We start from the raw sequence: 20,667 nt of genomic DNA on the forward strand, positions 1-20,667 counted from the left end.
ACTTTTTGCCATAAATTAAGTAAAAATTGTCTAACTGGACACTGTTAAATTCAGAGGTTAGTTTAGGATTGATTTCACATCACAAAAGTTCAGTGGCATGAGAATACTAGTTACTGGTGGGGCTGGTTTTATCGGCTCCCATCTAATTGATCGTTTGATGGCAGAAGGTCATGAAGTTATTTGTCTGGATAACTTCTACACTGGTCACAAACGGAATATCCTGAAATGGCTGGCACACCCCTACTTTGAGTTGGTCCGCCACGACATCACTGAACCGATTCGGTTAGAAGTTGATCAAATATACCACCTCGCTTGTCCAGCATCCCCAGTTCACTACCAATACAATCCCGTCAAGACTATCAAAACCAATGTCATGGGTACCCTATACATGTTAGGGTTAGCCAAACGGGTGAAGGCGAGATTATTATTAGCCTCCACGTCTGAGGTATATGGGGATCCGGATGTCCATCCCCAGTCAGAAGATTATCGGGGTAATGTCAATCCCATTGGGATTCGCAGTTGTTACGATGAAGGCAAGCGAGTGGCAGAAACCCTCGCATTTGACTACCATCGACAAAATGGTGTAGACATTCGTGTAGCCCGCATTTTTAACACCTACGGTCCTCGAATGCTGGAAAATGATGGGCGAGTCGTTAGCAATTTTGTGGTGCAAGCTCTGAAGGGGGAAGCCTTAACGGTTTATGGGGATGGTTCACAGACCCGAAGTTTCTGCTATGTCTCCGACTTAGTCGAAGGACTAATTCGACTTATGAATAATGACCATACCGGACCGATTAATCTCGGGAATCCTGGAGAATACACTATATTAGAACTCGCTCAGGCGATTCAGAAAATGGTGAATCCTGATACAGAAATTATCTTTAAGCCTCTACCTCAGGATGACCCCCGACGTCGGCAACCAGACATTAGTAAAGCTAAAACCTTACTAGGTTGGGAACCTACTATTACTTTGTCAGAAGGGTTAGATTTCACAGTGTCCGATTTCCGTAAGCGTTTAACTCCTCAAGAGGAAAACAATCAGATTTAATTAAATCAATCAACCTCAGGTCAGGGTGCCAATACTATCTGTGGCTCCAACCGTGAGACTTTCTTAACCTTTACTAACCATTGAAGTTTATATTAATTGAGGTATAGGTCCATGCGCGTTTGTGTGATTGGTACAGGATATGTGGGCTTAGTAACTGGCGCTTGCTTAGCCCATATCGGTCATCAAGTAATCTGTGTAGACAACAACGAAGAAAAAGTTAAGCTGATGAAATCTGGACAGTCGCCCATCTATGAACCAGGACTGTCGGAAATAATGCAGGAGTCAGCTAATGCAGGTAGACTTGAGTTTACCACAGATTTGGCGGCTGGGGTAGACCATGGGGAAATTTTATTCATTGCAGTGGGAACTCCCCCCCTACCTACCGGAGAAAGTGACACTCGTTATGTGGAAGCTGTGGCCAGAGGGATTGGATCCCATCTCAAGGATGGTTACAAAGTAATTGTCAACAAATCAACGGTACCCATTGGTTCTGGAGATTGGGTAAGGATGATTGTCCTAGATGGGGTAGCTGAACGCCAGAAATCTTTGGTAACTGCAGGAGGGCAAGCTGAAACTGAACCAGCAGAAGACATTACCGCGGATTTTGATGTGGTCAGTAATCCAGAGTTTCTCCGAGAAGGTTCAGCAGTTTACGATACCTTTAATCCAGACCGTATTGTCCTAGGAGGCAATAGCGAAAAAGCGATCGCAATGATGAAGGAACTGTATCAACCAATTGTCGAACGCCAGTTTGCTGAAGACAAATCCCTTCCCCCAGTTCCAGTGCTAGGTACAGATCTCAGCTCAGCTGAGATGATTAAATATGCGGCTAATGCCTTTTTGGCTACTAAAATTAGCTTTATTAATGAAATTGCCAATATTTGCGATCGCGTAGGTGCTGATGTTACCCAAGTTGCCCAAGGAATTGGTTTAGATTCCCGGATTGGCAACAAGTTTTTACAAGCAGGAATTGGCTGGGGTGGTTCTTGCTTCCCCAAAGATGTCTTAGCACTACTCCATACCGCTGAAGATTACGGTTATGAAGCGGATTTGCTGACAGCCACTGTCAGTGTCAACAAACGCCAACGTCTACTTGCGGTTGAAAAACTCCAGAAAGAGCTGAAAATCCTCAAAGGTAAAACAGTGGGGCTGTTGGGTTTGACCTTTAAGCCCAATACTGATGATATGCGGGATGCTCCTGCTCTAAATCTGGTGGAGGAACTAAACCGACTCGGAGCCAAGGTCAAAGCCTATGACCCAATTATTTCCCAAACTGGGATGCGTCATGGTCTATCTAACGTGATTGTCGAAACGGATCCAGAACGGTTGGCTGATAGCTGTGATGCTTTAGTGTTAGTTACAGATTGGGATCAGTTCCAGAAGCTCGACTATGGTAAGATGGCCGAGCTGATGAATCATCCGGTGATCATTGATGGTCGCAACTGCCTAGATCGGAACCAGCTAGAACGTGCTGGTTTCTCGTATTTGGGAATTGGTTGTTGAACTATATCCCCTCCTCATAGAGCTAGGATTGATCGTCAACCTAAAGTTGTCAGAGCAGCTGATTAACTCTATCTGACAACTTTACCTTTAAAACTTCCCGACAAACCTCTGACTTGGGAAAATCAAGTTGTGTTGTTACTTCCTGCTCCAGGGATCAGGACTTTCCTGGAGCGCTTTGGTCACAAAATTAGCGGCATCTTTTAGGTCCGACCCGTGGCGAATTTAATAATTAGATGCGGAAAGCGCACCTTTAGAATTTTTGTGATAGCAAGTTTACCTGACTTATATGTAAATTGCCATAAGTGAAATCCTGTACTAGAATAACTGAGGGGTTTGACCCCTCAGTTATTTTGTGAAGACTAGCTGAGTACCCAAACCCCATCCCCAAAGCTAAAAATCTTAGTTGTTGGGATTTGGCAACAACTTTGTGTTAAGACTAATGTTGGTGTTGATCAAGAACAAAAGCCCAGTCAGCACCCCGCACCCTTGGTGACGGGGCATAAAGCATCTAAATTTAGTTAACTAACCAGTAATCCCCATTAAAATTGGCTAGGTGTACGGCAAGTCTTAAAGTCCTACCCAAAAATCGGCACTACCACAAAAGGGCAGGTCAGGGAACTGATTTGGTTGTTAACTATTGGGGGGATTAGATATGTGGATGGTTTAATGGCTTCATGGATGCCAGCAACCATTGATTATCAGCAAACCTGATCAGTAACCCAAGCGTGATCTAGTTGGCGACAAATCGAGCTAAGCACTAAACTCTAGTAATGGTAATTTTGGTGATAGTTTTGGCTTAGATTCACTAACAGTCCAGGTAAATATGAGGTATATGAGCTAATATTGGTTCATTTTTCCACAAAAATGAGCCAAAATCCTCTAAAACTGGGTGCGTCCTAAATTTTTGACCATAACTGGTCAGGCAAGATCAATGAGAGTGGAGGTAGTATGAGTCGCCCAAAACCAAGCCCTTTCCTAGAGCGGCGACAGGGTTTACAGAAAGGATTGATTAGTCAAAAAACCCAGACAATCCAGCAAACAACTAGTCAATGTCTGAGATGGATAGTTAAGAATGTCCTTCTATGGATGCAACTGCTTAGTACTGGGTCATTCGCCGTAGTCTGGATGCTGTCCTTGAGTGCCATTGAACCAGCTCAGGCAACTGCTATATCTAAACATACTAAGTTCTTAGAGCAGCTCCGGACAAATCAGAGCAATGATTCAGGTCAATCCGTTAGTGAGGAAAGTGAAAAAGCCCCCCAAACCAAAATTATAGCACTAGGAAAGCTTGGAAGTAAACAGGAGAAAATCCCTGAGCCAACTAAGACCCAAAAGTCTTCTGTCCCAAGGACCAACTCCACCAGAAAACTGGCTTCATCTGTGCTGCCGCACTCTAAATCCCAGACTGAACAACCAGCTAAACGGGCAGCTAAGCCTAAGTTAGGGTCACGCCAGTCAAGGGCTACCCCTAAGGCTATCCCTCCACTGCTTAAAACCAAGGCGGCTCAGCCCAGTTCTGCCGCTACCAGGCCAGGGGATTTACCATTATCTCGGTTGCAGCAGCAACAATTAGCCAAACGGGACTCTACAGCTAAAGCTGTTTCTGCACCGCTGAAAACCCAAAGCTCAGCTACCCCAAGAACTGCCTCCAAAAAAACCGTAGCTGCTCCAATCCAGGCGACAGCTAAGCCCCAGCCAGAGGAGATAGCCAAAGTTATTCCAGCACGGCCCAAAGGCAAAAAGTCTGCTGTACAAAGCAGTAACGGTAGAGAAAACAGCACTACCCTAGCCCAGCCGAGACGTAACCGCCAGCAAGGACAATCAACTAAACCCAAGTTCAGGTCACCCTATGCCAGGTCTAGAGCTAGGGCAGTCCCAGCCTTCGGAAAAGCCCAAGCCTTGGCTTCTCCAAACACCACCACTAGCAAAAAGGTGGGTTCGAGAATCCCTGAGTTATCTCAACAGCCTCAAAAACCAGGGAAACTGGATCTAAAACCAGGACACAGGGATGGGTTAGCCAAGTCATCTGTGCCCAATAAAACTAAAGTCTCTTATCGACCTAACCATGAGGTTACCTCGAAACTAGGCTCACCAGCCCCAGAGTCGTCGGAACTAAAACAGAGCAAACCAGCTAACTCTAAGCTAGTCACCCAGAAGAAATCTGCTAACACTAAAGCTGACACTAAAGCTGACACTAAAATAGACAAGTTAGCGTTAACGCCATCACCTCAAAAGCCTCTAGTGTCATCATCGACCCTAAACCTAGAGCAAATAGACTTAAAGTTCACGGAGTTCAAGCTCAGCCAACTGTTGCCCTATGGCAGCAGTTCGAGTGTGGATTTGGAAGGAGTAGTTCCAGCTAAGTGGAGCAACTGCCAAACAAACACAGCCTGTAATCAGCTGCTGCCATCCCTAATTCCGAAGTTAGTTCCAAATAGTGCCAACTCTAGCTCCAACCAGCAGACAACCTCCCAAGCAAAAACGGCACCTTTGCCAGTACCAACAGGGCCAATTCCCTCCAATGCTGGTAAACTTCCCAAAAAATTCAAGCAACTGCCTCCTTCCCCACCAACCCTGCCGGAACAGCTAGGGCAAGGAACGGCGACACCCCTATTTCTGAATAACTACCAAAACCAATCGGTAGGACAACTGCCTGTATTCCCACAAACCAAGACACCAGCGCCATTGCCAGCACTTCCTAACTCGATGCCGTTGGGAAGCAATACTCCTAACCCGAATTGGGGCTATTTCCCTTACGTGCCACAAACGGTACTATTGATGCCGATGATGCCAGGAGTAACTGGGTCGATGCCGTTGGGTACGAGTAATGGTAATCCTGGTCAATTGCCCTACGTACCACAAACTTTACTATTGATGCCAACGGCAGGGTTCGGCATGTCTACCCCCCAGGGAATAAATAGTTATAGCCCTAGCTATAACCCTAGCTATAACCCTAGCTATAACCCTAGCTATAACCCTAGCTATAACCCTGGGTTAGGTCAGCTACCTTATTTGAGAACTACACCGGCTCCCCTGCCAGCCCCAGTCAATCCCATTCCGATGGGGGGTACTACCTATAACCCTGGCTTCGGTCAGTTGCCCTACCCGAGACCCATGCCCGCTCCTCTGCCAGCCCCAGTAAATCCCATGCCCATGAGGGGTAGTCCTTACAATTCGGGTTTAGGTCAGCTGCCCTATCTGAGAAGTTCCCCAGCCCCCCGGCCAGTAGTCCCGATTAATCCCATTCCCATGGGGGGCACTAGTTATGGCTTGGGCTTAGGTCAGCTACCTTACTTAAATACCATTCCAGGGCAGGTACCAGGGCAAATCATGGCAGTACCAGTGGTGCCAAATCCCAACATCCCTGGCTTGAGCCAGTCTCCTTTCCCAACTACCCCCCCAGGTCAGGTACCAGGGCAAGTCATGCCCATCCCAGTGGTGCCAAATCCCAACACCCCTGGCTTTGGCCAGTCTCCTTTTCCAGCCACACCCCAACCACCGCTACCAGGGCAAGTCACTCCGATCCCAGTGGTGCCAAATCCCAACACCCCTGGCTTTGGTCAAGTACCCTTCTTCCAACCAGCACTACAACCCTGGCCACCGGCTCCCAACTCAAACCTAAATCGTCCAACTTCTCCGCCAGGCAATTCAACCGCCCAATCCACCGGTCGCCCGTTGCTGCCTAGCACCGCTCTAACCCCAGCATCCTTGCGTTTCCAGGGCAGCTTCGTGACTCAAGGGGAAAATTCAGTAGCCAGAGCTCGCTTGGACGGAAACTATGTGCTAACGCCCCAATTCCTGTTTGGAGCTACCCTAGATCTGACTAGCGAAAATGACCAATTGGTAGACTCACCTAACGAAGGGGCAACTATCAATCAGTTGTTCTTTACGGCTGCTCCTGCTAGCACCTTACCCACTCTGCGGTTTTCCGTCGGTCAGTTGGATTTAACGTCCTACTTTGATCGGAATAGTTTTGCCAAGGATGGGGTAAGCCATTTCTTTAATCCAGTTTTTCAAACTAATCCAGCCTTGAGTGCTACTGCGATCGCATCTCGTCCAGGTTTATTGGTTAACTGGGCAGTGACAGACAATATAGAAGGCAAAGTTGCTCTGTTTTCATCAGCTGAGAGTCTGGAGCGATTTGACCTCAATGGCTTGGCAGGAGAAATTGGTCTGCGCTACGATAATGTGATCGTGCGAGGAACCTATGCCTCAGGCAGGGATGGTGGTGCCAATAGTGGCTTCCGGGAAATTTTCTCCATCGAACGGGGAAGGGATGACTTTGGCATCAACAAGAATGATGATGAAGAAGCATTTGGTGTCAATGGCGAAGTGTTTATTCCTGAACTGAATATGGGCATATTTGGTCGCTATGGGATTTACCGCAACCGGGATTTGGATGAAGAGGGAAACACCTACAGTTTCGGAATCACCTTCTTGGATTTATTTTCTAAGAATGACCGGGTAGGGTTAGCCTATGGTCGGGATCTGTCCAATGAGGAATTGCGCCAGGAAAATGGGGATGATGTACCAGATGTGTTAGAGCTATACTACGATTTCCAATTTTTACCGAATGTGCGGCTTGGTTTTAGCCTTCAGCAACGCAATAGTTTCAAGGAAACGTTTGCCGGATTTCGATTGAAAACCGATTTTGATGTAACTCCTAGAGGTAGGTTTACTCCATGATTCTAGAGGAAGGCAAAAGGAACAAGGGAAAAGGCTTACCCCCCATAAAGAGCGGAGAATCCTCAGGTCAGAGGCAAAAGGCAAAGGGACTGGATTCACATTGCCATCAGTGTCGCCGTGTGGTAAAGTTTTTTCCCATTTACCTCTTACCCTTGACCGTTTACCTCTTACCATTGACTGTTTACCTTTTTCCTCTTGCCTTTTGCCTTGAGGCAGCTCAAGCCCAAACTATTCCGGTGCCGATTATCAGAGCCTTTAATCTGCTCAGGGAAGGACGAGTGGAAGAGGCAATTAAAGAGTTTGAGCAAGCTGTCCAGCGTTATCCCCAATCCATTGATGCGAAGATTGGCCTAGCCATCGCCTACCGCCGACAGGGATTGATTGACCAAGCTTGGGATGCCTATCAACAGGTGCTCGCTCAAGACCCCACCAATGAGTTAGCCCTAAGTGCAGTAGGTCTGCTAGGGACATATAAACAAGAATGGCAGACTCAGGGAATTGAAGCCCTTACGGTCTTGCTCGATATCAATCCCAATGATACAGAAGCTCGTGGCAGGCGAGCTCTGCTGTATGGTTATCAGCAGCGATTTGGTGAGGCGATCGCAGACTATGAAATTGTGCTGCAAACTGACCCTAGTCCAGATGTGCTAATAGGGGCAGCAGAAGTTTACACCTACAACGGTAACCCTCAAAGGGGTCTGGAACTCTTTAACCAATACCTCGCTACGGGGAATGTGATTAGTGGCTATGCTGTCCTGGCTTATGCCCAATCCTTAAGGCAAACCGGCAATGCGGCTCAGGCGGTGCAGGTTCTGGAAAACGAGTTAGTGGGGTTCGCCCTCATCGATCAACTCGACGACCTAGGCATCCAAACCAGAGCCGCCCTCTCCCAAGCCTATGCCGAAAATGGACAGATCTCTGAAGCATTGGCCGTATTAGAGCCTTTACAAGGTATCCCCCAAGCCACATTGCCCTTAGCGCGATCGCTAAATGAAATTCGCAATAAAAATCAAGATCCAGCCCTGGAACCCCAAGTCTCTATGCTCTACCGCCAGGCACTGGCAGAGAATCCTAATGACCCTAACTTAATTCGGGAGATAGCTGATGTGTTCACAGGCATACCCAGCGAACGGGCAACCGCATTGCAGCTTTACCAACAACAGCTTGCCTTCGAGCCTGATAACCGTAGTCTGATGATTAAGATCGTGGGTCTGGAAAGTCAGACCGGGTTAATTTCTCAAGCTCAATTGAGCAACCGTCTAGCGACCATACTGATTCCCCTACCTACTGAACCCAGCGAATTGCAAGCGGTGGCAGACGCCTTGATCCCGATCGAGCCGCCGGGGCCAGAATTTCTATCTATTTACCAAAATATCCTGGCATCTGGGGTTAACGCGCCCTTTTTGTACTTTCGGATCGCTCAACTTTACATTGAAGCCAATGACTTGATCTCAGCTAGAAATGCGTTGGCTACATATACCGCCACACCCCAGGGAGCTAACGATCTGGTAGTACAGTTGCTAGCGGCAGATATTGAACGTCTTGAGGGTAACTGGATTGCTAGCCGCCAGCGTTACCAAGCCTTGATTGCCAGCAACCCACAACGGGATATTCTCAATGGAGCATTGCAAGGATTGTCATCTATACTTCTGCTACAGGATAGACCAGGGGAAGCTGTGGCAGTTTATGACCAACTAGTGGCGCTCAATCCTAGTGATGTTAACCTACAGCTAGCACGAGCTACAATTGCCTATCAAGCGAATCTGATTCCAGAATCCCAAGCTGAGGCATTTGTCTACTATTGGTTGCAGACACAACCCAATGTGCTTCCGCCCCAAGAACTCTTTGCTCTAGTCGGTGCTCTACCTGCCAATCCCACACGGGAACCCCTATACATTTCGCTGCTGCAATCTGAACCAGACAACATACCAGTAAACCGCCGTTTAATTCAGGTTATTGCTCAGCGTAGTCCAGAATTAGCTAGAGCTCAGGTGATTGAATTAGTCAATCGGGCTCCCTACTCCGTTCAGACATACTTGTTGCAGGGGCGATTGGCAGAAGCGATTGATCAGTTAGACATAGCAGAACGCGCCTATCAGGTGATTTTGACCGCAGAACCCAGTAACACTGAGATTATTGCTGCTTTAGGTGGTGTTCGTTTCCAACAACGACGCTTTGACTCCGCCAAGCAACTCTATTATAGGGGTCTTGCGATCAAACCCCTGGATTTCGGGGTACGTCGTGCCTTAGTTGGACTAAATCAGACAGAAGATTTTAAAGTCAAAGCCCTAGAACAGTTGGAACAGCTACGACTGGAGGAATTCAGTCGAGGGTCTAGTACTGCTACCCTGTCCCGTCAGAGACAGCAAATCCAAGAAGGATTTCTGTTCCGCAGGGGTTTCCAACCGCCTTGGGAACGTTTTGATTAAGGATAAAAAATGAAGTCTAGATGAAGTGTCAAGTGTAAAGAATAAATTCTAAATGAAGTATAAAGGATGAAGTGTCAAGGATGAAGAATGAAGTGTCAAGGATGAAGGATGAAGTATAAAGGATTAAGGTATGACAAGGGAAAATCCCAAATGGCAATTAACACTTAAAAATTGGCAGTTTTATAATCACAAATGAATAATCCAGACATTTAAAGCCAATATCAGAATTGAATAATTCTGAACTCTGATGTTTTTAGGCTAGGCTTAGGTTCAGACTTCTTCCCTTAAAAGACTACGTTGGATCAATCCAGAGGCTTGTATCCAACTATGTTTGAGGAGTAAATGTAAGAGCCGCAAATTTACGATGTCATACAACAGCCGTCAAGGTTTATTTATGGGTCGCACCCTCAGCGTTTCTATCGTTACTTTCACCATTATGTTGTTGAGTCTATGGGGTTGTGCTCCCCATCAATTGTCAAGACGATCTCCAACCCCTTCACCACCCCAGTCATCACCAAGCAAAACGCCTTCAGTATACCGTGAGTATCCTGAACCAGAGGCTCCCCAGACTGCTTTACCTATAGACGAAAGCGGTATTATAGCAGAAAGTTGGACTGTATACAAAGAGAAATTTATTCAAAAAGACGGGCGAGTCATCGACTACGAAGCAAGCGATCGCTCAACCTCTGAAGGGCAAGCCTATGGGATGCTGCGAGCGGTAATTGCCAATGACCCCACCACCTTTGCCCTGACCTTAGAATGGTCTCAAAACAATCTCAAGCGCTCAGGAACTAATGGTACTCTCGAAGACCAACTTTGGGTGTGGAAGTGGGGTCGTGATCAAAGCGGTAACTGGGGTGCGATTGACAGAAATTTTGCCAGCGATGCCGATATTGATGCAGCAACAGCATTAATCCTAGCTTACCGCCGCTGGAATCGTCCGGAATACTTGGACTTAGCCTTAATTAAGCTGGAAGATTTGTGGAACTTGTCCACCAAAGAGGTAAGGGGAAAGCGCTATCTTTTGCCAGGACCTGTAGCAGCCTTTGTGCCTTCTCCATCAATTCTATATCTCAACCCCTCATATCTTGCTCCTTTCTCCTTTCGTCTCTTTGCCCAAGTTGACCCCAACCATGACTGGTTAAGTTTGGTGGATAGTAGCTACCAGGTGTTAAGAGAGTCTTCCCAGGTTTCTGCTGTAGGCTTACCCAGCGATTGGATAGCCTTTGACACCGAAACTGGTCAATTCCAGCCATTGCCACCAGACAGTCCACTCAAAAGTTCTTATAGCTTTGATGCCTACCGAGTGTGGTGGAGAGTTGCTTGGGATGCAGCTTGGTTCAATACCCCAGAAGCATTTTCCTATCTCGGTACTGCCACGCAGCATTTGCAATCCCTGTGGCGTTCTTCTTCAAAGCTGCCCGCCAGGATTGACATCCAGGGAAAACCAACGGTGACTTACGAAGCCACTTCCCAATATGCCATGCTTTATTCTGCCCTACGTTTAATTGAACCAGCCATGGCTAGAGAATTGATAGAGCAGAAACTAATACCACAATATCAGGAAGGGATTTGGGATGATCAATCGGCCTACTATACCCAAAACTTAGCTTGGTTAGGGTTATTGCCTACCACAGCCATCGACCGCAACCTGTTAAATCCCAGTTAGGGAGGGGAATAGTTTAAACATACCAATAACTATACCGATAAATATACCGATCAATCTATACCGATCAATCAGGTGATACAGGTGACAAAAATGGTCTCAATCGTTAAAGTTAAGCCTAAGCCATACAACTTTTCTTTATAAATTAAGGGTGATCTTACTATTCTCCTAGTATTCTCTATAGTTACAATTATGAAATTCTTGTTTCGCCGCTCCCAAGCCCAAGATCCTACGACTAATCATCAACGACGTGCTCTCTATGGTCCTAGATTATCCTTATTGCTGCTATGTACAAGCATGGTCTTAACCCTGGGCATCGGTACTACCCTAACTAGAGCTCAAGGGGACGGTAACCTCAGAAAACAGGAAGACCAGTTCATCCAGAAGTACACCTTACCCAAAACTCCCACTAAGGCTCCAGTCTACAAACCTAGACCTCGTCCTCGTCCTCGGCCAGCTGCCCGACCTAGACCAAAAGCTGCTCCGGCAGCGCCACGACAAAGACGCTCTAATCGTGCCCCAGCAAGGGTTGCTCCCGCCCGACCTCGGCCAGCTGCCCGACCTCAGCCACGGCGGACCCAATCCCCCTCCCAGCCCCAACCTCGTTCACAGCCCCAATCTACTCCAAATCCGATTTCTTCTACCCCGAATATCCCATTAAGTGAGTACATCTTGCAATTTAATCGCTCTCCGATTGTAGGCAATCGCCTCCGTATGCGGGGGGTTTATTCGGAAGCAAGACTGGGCTTTACCCGTCCTCGGGGTTGGAAGATAAAAACCGCCAAAGCCTTAATCCGCTTCCAGCATTCACCAGCCCTGATGGCAAATCGCTCTAACCTGACCTTGCGGATTAATGGCACCAGTGTGGCAAGTGTCCCTCTCAACCGCAAGCAGTCTCAGGTGGCTAACGTCATGTTTGCTATCCCAACGACCCTGATCCAGGACTACAATGAACTTTCCCTAGTAGCCCAGCAACACAACACCAAGGGTTGTACGGATGGAGGGGATGCCACGTTGTGGACTGAGGTTTTGCCGGATTCAAAATTAATCTTCCAATACCAAGTTGAACCTATTCCCCTAAACTTCAGTCGCTATCCTTATCCTTTCTTTGATCAACTCAGCTTAGATGCCAATCCCATTGCTTATATGCTGCCGCAGGGGAATGTCCAGACCCGATCCGTGGAGTCCTTAGAATCTTGGTTGACTGCTGCGCCTCGTTTACAGGCTTCCCTAGGCAGGTTGGCTGACTTCCGTCCCATTACCACCCGTTTGGTAGAGACTATCGACGAATTAGAGTGGGGCGATAGTTTAGTTGTGATGGGGACTCCTGGAAATCAACCGGTTTTGAAGTCTTTAGAACTGCCCTTTACCTTCTCCGGGAATCAAATTTTAGATGGGACTCAGATTCCCTTACCCGATGATGTCGGTGTGCTGGCACTTACCACCGTCAATGATGGCAGTAACCCGGTCTTGGTGGTGACTGGCAATGGTTCAGATGGCGTGAAAAAGGCTGCCCAGTTTTTAGTACAGCCAGATACCAGTAAACTTGGCACAGGTCAATTAATTTTCGTGGATCAGGTTCCGGATGTACCAATACCATCCTCCAGAAATTGGCCTGGTTATTTGCCAGAAGAAAATTCCTTTACTCTAGAAGACATCGCTACTCAGCCCAATGGTAAACCCTTTAAGGACGTCACAGTGCGAGGCACTTCAGCACCACCGGTAGAGTTTGATTTTCGGGCCTTACCGGATGATCGCTTTAAACGGGGCAGTTCCATGAATTTAGTTTACAGCTATGGTCCCCAGGTCAATCCTCGCACCTCTGCTGTAGAAGTCTTACTAGATGATGTACTAATTGGTGGTAAACGCTTGACCAAGAGGGATGGCTCACAGCGAGAAACCCTGAAAGTGGATCTTCCTGCCAATCTGATTAAACCCACCTCTAAAATCAAAGTTGCTTTCCGGCTGAACCCCAGGGAACCAGAGGAGTGTGGTAAAATCACCGATCAACAACTAACGGGTACGGTTCATGCTGAGACCAGCTTCAAAGTTAATCGGGAGCCCTCAGTTCAACTACCTAATCTAGAACTGTTGCAAGTAGGTTACCCATTTGCAGCTCCTCAAGATTTGTCTAATACAGCGATCGTGTTGTCAGAGACGCCATCTGATAACGATCTGCTCACCCTCATGGCTATCAGTGAGCGTTTAGGACGTCTAAGTAAGGCAGATTCAGTACAAATGGATGTTTACACCATTGAACAATTGCCTGATCAGATCAAGAGGAAGCGAAATCTAGTTGGAATTGGCACCAGGGAGGAATTTCCCTTTCCAGAGGTATTTGAGTCAAGTGGTTTGCGTTTGAGTAATGCTCTAGGACGTCAGTGGGGTGAAGCTAGTGTCCAGACTCTACCGGATAGTGAAGGGGTAATTAAACAAATCATGTCTCCCTATAACAATCAGCGGGTACTTTTGGCTTTGAGTGGTCAAACGGAAAATGGCTTAGACCGCGTGCGGCAGATTCTCACTAAAGATTCTTGGTTCTACCAGTTGCAGAAGGATACGGTTTTAGTTAGTAGTTATCAACAAGACCCTGCTGGTTATGACCCCGATGCCTATAAGCTAGAGTTCTTTGAACTAGCCGGTTCTAAGAAGCGCATTGAAAAAACCTCCGCCCTCAGTAAAGCATCGTTCTTCCTCCAACGAAACTGGTGGTTCCTAGCTTTAGGTATTCTGGGGGTAACCTTCCTACTTTATGGCATTAGCCAGTTGTACCTCAAGCGTGTGACAGATCAAAAAAGTCATTAGGAATTAGTGATTAGTGATTATTCTTTAGTTTTAATTAGTCTTTAGGATTGTTTGTCTATTAAATAGGATTAAATCAAAATTCCACTGTCAGCTATCAGCTGATAGCTGACGGCTGAATACTTACATCAATATTAGTTTCACATCTCAAATCAAAATGCTATAAATTGCTATGTCTTTTTCCTTATTCAAACAATCGAGAAATAGGCAAAATCGCCCTCGTCGATCCCCTGTAATTACATTACTCGTTGATCGCCTACCTCGGTTTTTTGACCGAGTCCTAGCACGGCTAGGGTCGAATCACTTGTCGTGGCTGATTTTGCTGCTGGTGTTGCTATCCATACCCCTGATTACTACACCCCTAACAGTCAGGCAGCAGGGGATTGTAGCGATCGCACTAATATTGGTTGGTCAAGTGGTAGTGCGCACTGAAGCCAAACAATCTGATAAAACAGTCAGTGAGTATTTTCATCTGTTTTTAGTATGGCTGAGCCTGGTGACCACCATGCGCTACCTATACTATCGCTTTGCCTATACCCTAAATTTTGATACTTGGATCAACGGGTTTTTCTGTGTGCTGTTGTTGGGGGCGGAATTGTATGCAATTCTAACCCTATTGCTAGCTTATTTTCAAACTCTCAAAATCAAAGACCGAGAAACCGTTGATCTGGCTAACTATCCTCAAGACCAATGGTTCAAGGTTGATATCTACATTCCAACCTACAACGAGCCTGTGGAAATTGTCCGCAATACAGCAGTAGCCGCTCTGGCTATGGACTATCCGGAGGATAAAAAACAAGTCTATGTCTTAGATGATGGCAGAAAGTATCCAGAGCGTCGCAAAAAGTTGAAGCAGATGTGCGAAGAAATCGGCTGTAAATTGCTGACTAGACCTAACAATGATCATGCCAAGGCAGGTAATATCAACACAGCGTTTAATACTACCAAGGGCGATCTGGTATTGATTCTGGACTGCGATCACATTCCAGTGCGAAAATTGCTGATGCGCACAGTCGGGTTTTTCTACAACCCAAACGTATCCTTTGTGCAAACGCCCCACTGGTTCTTTAACCCCGACCCCTTTGAGCGAAATCTCCAGACTAAGGGTGAGATTCCAGTGATGAATGAACTCTTTTATAAAGTACTGCAAAAGGGCAATGACTTCTGGAATGCTTCCTTTTTCTGTGGCTCAGCAGCGGTAATTCGCAAAAACCATGCGCTGGAGATTGGGGGAATTGCCGTTGAAACCGTTACAGAAGATTGTCACACGGCCTTCCGACTCCATTCCTTAGGTTATGAGTCAGTGTACTATGACCAGATTATGGTTGCTGGCTTAGCCCCTGAAACCTTTGCCTCCTATGTGGGTCAGCAAGTGCGTTGGGCAAGGGGAATGGCTCAGATTCTACGGCTAGAATTCCCCTTGTTGAACTGGAAGGCAAAACATCTCACCTTAGGCCAGCGGATTTGTTATTTTTCAGCCACCTCCCACTTCTTCTATGGCTTTCCCCGGCTGATTTACGCTGTCACTCCCACTCTATTCCTATTGTTTGGCATCAATCCCATTCAGGGTTTGGGGCTAGAAACCTTATTTTATGCCCTGCCCCATCTACTGATTAGCCTCAATGCTAACTATATCACCTACAAAGAAGTTCGCTTTTCCTTCTGGAACGAGGTGTTTGAATTTGTGATGTCATTCCAGACGGGGTATGTCACTCTGATGGCGGTGATTAACCCCAAGCTCGGTTCATTTAATGTAACTGACAAGGGGGTATCGGTTAGTCAGCGGAGTTTTGATTGGCAGTCAGTACAGGGTCTTTTGGTAGTAACAGCTATAGTGATTGCTGCCTTACTAGCTGTTCCCTTTTGGCTGCTGCTCCGTCCAGAAGATGCAGAAGCGGTCTTGGTTAACGCCATGTGGTGCGTCTTTAACTTGATTCTGCTGACAGCAGGTTTGTTGGTTGCCTTTGAACAACCCCAACAACGCCCCAAACACCGCCTGCTACGACGCCTTCCGGTGACAATTCACACCACTGACCAGAGTTGGCCAGGGGAAACGGTTAATATCTCAGAAAGCGGAGTTTTAATTGCCTTAGATAGCTGGCCCAACCTACCTGATCAAGTAGACCTTGAAATTGTGGGAGATTACGGCAGACGAGCCTTTGTTGCTGGAGAAATTATCCGCAAGACACCGATTAGTGACCATCAAGTTCACCTTGCGATTAATTTGATCAACCTCACTCAAGCTCAGCTAGATGATTTAGTCCTAGTAATTTATTCCGATGTCAGGGAGTGGTATTCCCAGAAGCGTGCGACCTTAGACCGACCCATGGGCTCCTTAGGTTTCTTAGCCACTGGTGTGTTCCGTGCCTTCCGAGAGTTGAATACCCAAACTAGTACTAAGGTGCGTAAACAGATTAGGGCTACTGTTCAGCTTTATTGGGAAGGTAAGTTTTACAGTGGTAGGGCAACTGAAATGGGAGTGATGAGTTTACGGGTTGAATTAGAACGCAGCACTGCCTATTCTGATACCACGGAGCAAACTAGTCCATTGCTCACACCAGAAGATTTACGAAGAATGGAGCAAGACCAACCCTTCGTTGGCTTGCTATTGAGTCAGGAATCGACTAACCAGTTACCACAGCGATTGTTGGCTCAAATTGTGGATGTCGAAGATTTATCCGATCAAGTTGCCATTGAGTTGAAGTTCCCAGACCAATTAAAGCAGAAACAGGAGACCAAAATTAAACAGCTTTTGAAAGTACTGTAGTTGAAGGTTTAATCAGGTTGAAGGTTTAATCAGGTTGAAGGTTTAATCGGGTTGAACGCGCACGCGTGGCCTATTGGCCAAGGTTGAAGGTTTAATCGGGTTGAACGCGCACGCGTGGCCTATTGGCCAAGGTTGACGGTTTAATCGGGTTGAACGCGCACGCGTGGCCTATTGGCCAAGGTTGACGGTTTAAACCTCACGGGGTAACAACAACCCTAAAGCTCTCTGGGTGATTGTGGGAGTAGTCCCAGTGCTTCGGCGTTCGCGTAGCGTCGCCGTAGGCCAATGGCATCTCAATCAGGGGAGATGTCAGAAATGCGATTGGGTAAATCCTGCCAGGGCGATGCGTTCGCGTAGGGTGGCCGTAGGCCAATCCCATTCAACTTTTATTTATCAAAAGGGAGAGTTTGAGAGGGAAAAGAATACCCCTTGACTAATAGTTTGGGGATGAATTTTCCCTTTCAAATAGTGTTAAGATAAAAGATAAAGGTCTTAAAAAACTGGGAATTGACCTTACTCAGCTACCCCCGGTGCGGGGGAAAGTTACGCCCTAGGAGATAACAATCTATTTGGTTGTGCCTGGGAATCCCCATCCAAGACGGTTGGGGAAGTTCAATGCCCTGATGCCAACATTTGCTTGGGTTTGTAGTCAGACCCCAGCTTGTTGGCACAGAATCCTAAATGACGGCTTTGACCAGGTTCGATCAATCGTCCCCAATCCAGCGGGGTGACCACATAGTCTTTAGAGGATTGAGAGTTTTCCATGTTACGGGGTTGGAAATTACCATTCCAACTATTGTTAATTGCAGCTTGATTCATTTGGAATGTTAATTCCCAGTCTTCAACCTTAGTACTGCCCTCATTGATAACCTGTATACCGATGCAAAATCCTTCTTGCCAATCTGAATGCAGGTTAGGTACCACTTTTAAAGGGACACGGTTTCGAGTCTGTGACCTTGTAGAGAGATTAGGGTTAGGGAGATTAGGGCTAGGTTCGGGTGTTGGCATTGGCTCCCTTAAACCTTGGTTGGTATCCGGTGGCGGTGAAGGTAAGGGTGCCATGCCGCTGGGTTTGGCACTGGGGGATGGTAAAGGTAGTGGCTCCTTTAAACCTGGATTAGCAAGGGGTGACGGTAGGGGAAGGGGTGTAACTTGCCTTGGTGTGACAGTTGGTGATGGTGCAGGTAAAGGTGCCGGTAACGGTGCGATTACACCAGGGTTAGTACGCAGGTTAGGTGCCGGTAACGGTGCGATTACACCAGGGTTAGTACGCAGGTTAGGTGCCGGTAACGGTGCGATTACACCAGGGTTGTTACGCAGGTTAGGTGGGGGTAGTGGTGCCACGCTCCTGGGTGTGGGATTGGATAGGGATGGAGGTAGTGGTGCAACCCTCCTGGGTGTGGGATTAGAGAGGGGTGGAGGTAGTGGTGCAACCCTCCTGGATGGTTGCCCACTTGGTGTTGGTGTAGGCATTTGCCCGATTGAGCTGGGTTGGGAATTTGGCAATGGCGTGGGCATTGGTTTGGTTCTGCCTGGTGGGAAACTTGGTCGCCGTATGGAAATTGACGGGATAATCGGAGCAACTCCCACGTTCGGGGCGAAATTGTTGGCAATTAGCAGTCCCTGAAGCAGTTGTTGTTTAGGACCCTCCACACTCTGCCAATCATCTTGCAGGATCCCGCCAGTATCCCCACTATTGGGATTCCAACTCCAGTAGGCAAAACTTAGATTGTTTCGATTAATGTAATCTACCAGCCGCCGCTTCCAGAGTCCCTCTTTTGAGTTAGGGTCTACCTCCTTACCACCGAATTCTCCGATCAAAATCGGCGCAATGCCTTCTCTAGCGATATAGTTCCAAGCAATTTCCCAGCGGTATTCCAAATTGTTAGGGAAACTCGGTTCTGAAAACCAAGGGTGATTGAAAACTCCAGGGCCGTATTCATGGGGGGAATAGACCAGCTTATTGGCATTAGACAAACGTACTGGATATTCCCTAACCCCTTCCAGATTACCCCCATGCCAATGGGTTGCTAGTCGTTGACGTGGAACATTCTTTTCCACACCTTCAACAACTATCAGCCAATTGGGGTTGACCGCAAGAATGGCATTACCAGCCCTCTGTGCTGCCAGTCGCCAGTCAGTGGCTAGATCGTTTGTTCCCCAGCTGGCTCGACCATGGGGTTCATTTTTCAGGTCTGCACCAATGACATTAGGCTGATTGCGGTAACGAGTTGCCAGCATTTTCCAGGTTTCTATCCAATCAGTTTCCGTAAACCCATCCCCATACCATAATGGAGGAATACGTTGGTCATTGAGTCGGTGACAGTCCAACAAAATTAATATGCCTTGCTGCTGGGCTTCCTTGATAATGGCATCCATGACCTCCAAGGGCGATTTACCGTAAAGCTCCCGATTGTTACCGATGTTGAAATCAATCCCACTGACCTCTGAGGCTCTTAGGGATTGGATAGAAAACGGCAGCCGAATCATGTTGTAGCCCAAGCTTTTGATCTGCGCCAACATATCCTTGTAGTCTCGTTTCCACAACCCATGAGGAGCATGCAACTCTGTCTCAATCCCAAACCAGTTCACCCCTCTGAGTAATATCGGGCGACCTAGGGAATCAAGTAGTTGTGATCCTTGGGTAGAAAGAGGTAGCTGCATGGTTCTTGCTGCATTGGCTGCATCAACAGGATGGTGAGAAGGCAAGGTTAATTCCATCAGGGATAAAAAGACTAACGCTAAGCCAAGACCAATGATTCGCCAAGGAAGTGTAAATTTGGTTCGCTGGTACTTAGGAAGCCTACTATGCCCAGGCTTGCGCCGTCGAGGCTGCCCGAAATGGCTGATGATTGTCAGCAGGATAGTTGATAGGATGCGGGCAACTCGGGATATGTGCCGGAAAAATCTAGACATCGGTTTCTACAAGAGAAGAGGTAGAGTTAGTCACAACTAGAGGTGCGACCCGTGGCAAATTTAATTCGCCAAGGTCAAGCGCACCTAAGAACTTGAGATTGAGCTTCCTTCACCCTGGCTAACTCGACAAACTAAATTAAGCAACTATATATAGGGCAATGGGTAGGTGACGATAGACAATCCCTTAATATCAATACCCAAAACTAGCCCTAATGTCAGTGTATCTCGTCAAAACCGAAACCAGAAAATGCCCCTGATTAAAAATCCTGTAATGCTTGATGGGTAAAGCCTAGAGTCGAAATCAGCAGGTGCGACCCAAGGGCGATTTACTCGCCCATTGGAAAGCGCACCTATAGGAATTTCTGGTGGGGGTTACACAACCTTCACAAAGTATTTTGACAGATTCCAAAGACTAAGTCAGGGCAGGTATTAAAAAAACTCAACAACTTTTGGGGGGGCATACAGTCAAATACTTATTGAACATGGGTTTTAGCTCCATAACCCTTTTTAGTTTCCCCCACATCCACGTTGAAAACCGTCCCTTTTTCAGGGAGTATTGTGAGCTACATAGCCCCTGAATTGTAAAGCTTTCAGGTGATCACTAGGAACTGCAAGTTTCAATCTAGACCGGGTTTATATAGCTTTACTAGTTATTCATATAAAATTCATCAAGTTAGTGAACCGTTTCATGAAAGTTTTATGAAACATGGGCTCACTACGGATTAACTTAAAGAAAAGCGAAAGTATTAAGGGGTGTAGCTACAAAAAACTTCTGCCGCTGACCACTGATAAGTAGTGAGCCAAAGACTAAACTCTTGACAATTTGATCAAAACTTGGCAGAGTTTTGCA

9 protein-coding genes are annotated in these 20,667 nt (G+C 46.9%); 7 read left to right on the forward strand and 2 right to left on the reverse strand.

Annotated features, from left to right (window positions below; all coding sequences use genetic code 11):
- Positions 1-97: 97 nt before the first annotated feature.
- The 7 genes from F6K38_RS09790 (at position 98) to F6K38_RS09820 (ending at position 16,901) form a co-directional block, all read left to right on the forward strand.
- Positions 98-1,048: a UDP-glucuronic acid decarboxylase family protein gene (locus F6K38_RS09790; RefSeq protein ID WP_008178712.1), complete on the forward strand. Its 951-nt coding sequence runs from the start codon at positions 98-100 to the stop codon at positions 1,046-1,048.
- 111 nt (positions 1,049-1,159) lie between these two features.
- On the forward strand, positions 1,160-2,551 hold the full coding sequence (locus F6K38_RS09795) for a UDP-glucose dehydrogenase family protein (protein ID WP_008178714.1): 1,392 nt from the start codon (positions 1,160-1,162) through the stop codon (positions 2,549-2,551).
- A gap of 948 nt (positions 2,552-3,499) precedes the next feature.
- Positions 3,500-7,237, forward strand: coding sequence for a hypothetical protein (locus tag F6K38_RS09800; protein WP_008178716.1), 3,738 nt, complete (start codon positions 3,500-3,502; stop codon positions 7,235-7,237).
- On the forward strand, positions 7,234-9,666 hold the full coding sequence (locus tag F6K38_RS09805) for a tetratricopeptide repeat protein (protein WP_008178718.1): 2,433 nt from the start codon (positions 7,234-7,236) through the stop codon (positions 9,664-9,666). Before F6K38_RS09800 ends, F6K38_RS09805 begins: the two co-directional genes overlap by 4 nt.
- Positions 9,667-10,030: 364 nt before the next feature.
- Positions 10,031-11,335 (forward strand): family 8 glycosyl hydrolase, encoded by a 1,305-nt coding sequence (locus F6K38_RS09810; RefSeq protein ID WP_202799141.1) that lies wholly within the window; start codon positions 10,031-10,033, stop codon positions 11,333-11,335.
- A gap of 189 nt (positions 11,336-11,524) precedes the next feature.
- Entirely contained in the window at positions 11,525-14,137 is a 2,613-nt protein-coding gene (locus F6K38_RS09815; protein ID WP_008178723.1) for a cellulose biosynthesis cyclic di-GMP-binding regulatory protein BcsB, read from the forward strand.
- A gap of 169 nt (positions 14,138-14,306) precedes the next feature.
- Positions 14,307-16,901 (forward strand): glycosyltransferase family 2 protein, encoded by a 2,595-nt coding sequence (locus tag F6K38_RS09820; protein ID WP_008178726.1) that lies wholly within the window; start codon positions 14,307-14,309, stop codon positions 16,899-16,901.
- A gap of 196 nt (positions 16,902-17,097) precedes the next feature.
- Here the strand turns inward: F6K38_RS09820 and F6K38_RS09825 are convergent, their stop codons facing one another.
- A complete protein-coding gene (locus F6K38_RS09825) occupies positions 17,098-17,280 on the reverse strand; it encodes a hypothetical protein (RefSeq protein WP_131827007.1) in 183 nt (60 codons plus the stop codon).
- 233 nt (positions 17,281-17,513) lie between these two features.
- Entirely contained in the window at positions 17,514-19,622 is a 2,109-nt protein-coding gene (locus F6K38_RS09830; protein ID WP_502708338.1) for a cellulase family glycosylhydrolase, read from the reverse strand.
- Positions 19,623-20,667 lie beyond the last annotated feature (1,045 nt).

Origin of the sequence: Moorena sp. SIO3B2 (genome assembly GCF_010692525.1) — a bacterium.
Lineage (GTDB): Bacteria > Cyanobacteriota > Cyanobacteriia > Cyanobacteriales > Coleofasciculaceae > Moorena > Moorena producens.

Coding starts and splice junctions, on each gene's coding strand:
- F6K38_RS09805 (WP_008178718.1), top strand. CDS start 7,234: ATGATTCTAGAGGAAGGCAAAAGGAACAAGGGAAAAGGCTTACCCCCC.
- F6K38_RS09830 (WP_502708338.1), bottom strand. CDS start 19,622: ATGGAATTAACCTTGCCTTCTCACCATCCTGTTGATGCAGCCAATGCA.
- F6K38_RS09790 (WP_008178712.1), top strand. CDS start 98: ATGAGAATACTAGTTACTGGTGGGGCTGGTTTTATCGGCTCCCATCTA.
- F6K38_RS09810 (WP_202799141.1), top strand. CDS start 10,031: ATGTCATACAACAGCCGTCAAGGTTTATTTATGGGTCGCACCCTCAGC.
- F6K38_RS09825 (WP_131827007.1), bottom strand. CDS start 17,280: ATGGGATTGGCCTACGGCCACCCTACGCGAACGCATCGCCCTGGCAGG.
- F6K38_RS09815 (WP_008178723.1), top strand. CDS start 11,525: ATGAAATTCTTGTTTCGCCGCTCCCAAGCCCAAGATCCTACGACTAAT.
- F6K38_RS09800 (WP_008178716.1), top strand. CDS start 3,500: ATGAGTCGCCCAAAACCAAGCCCTTTCCTAGAGCGGCGACAGGGTTTA.
- F6K38_RS09795 (WP_008178714.1), top strand. CDS start 1,160: ATGCGCGTTTGTGTGATTGGTACAGGATATGTGGGCTTAGTAACTGGC.
- F6K38_RS09820 (WP_008178726.1), top strand. CDS start 14,307: ATGTCTTTTTCCTTATTCAAACAATCGAGAAATAGGCAAAATCGCCCT.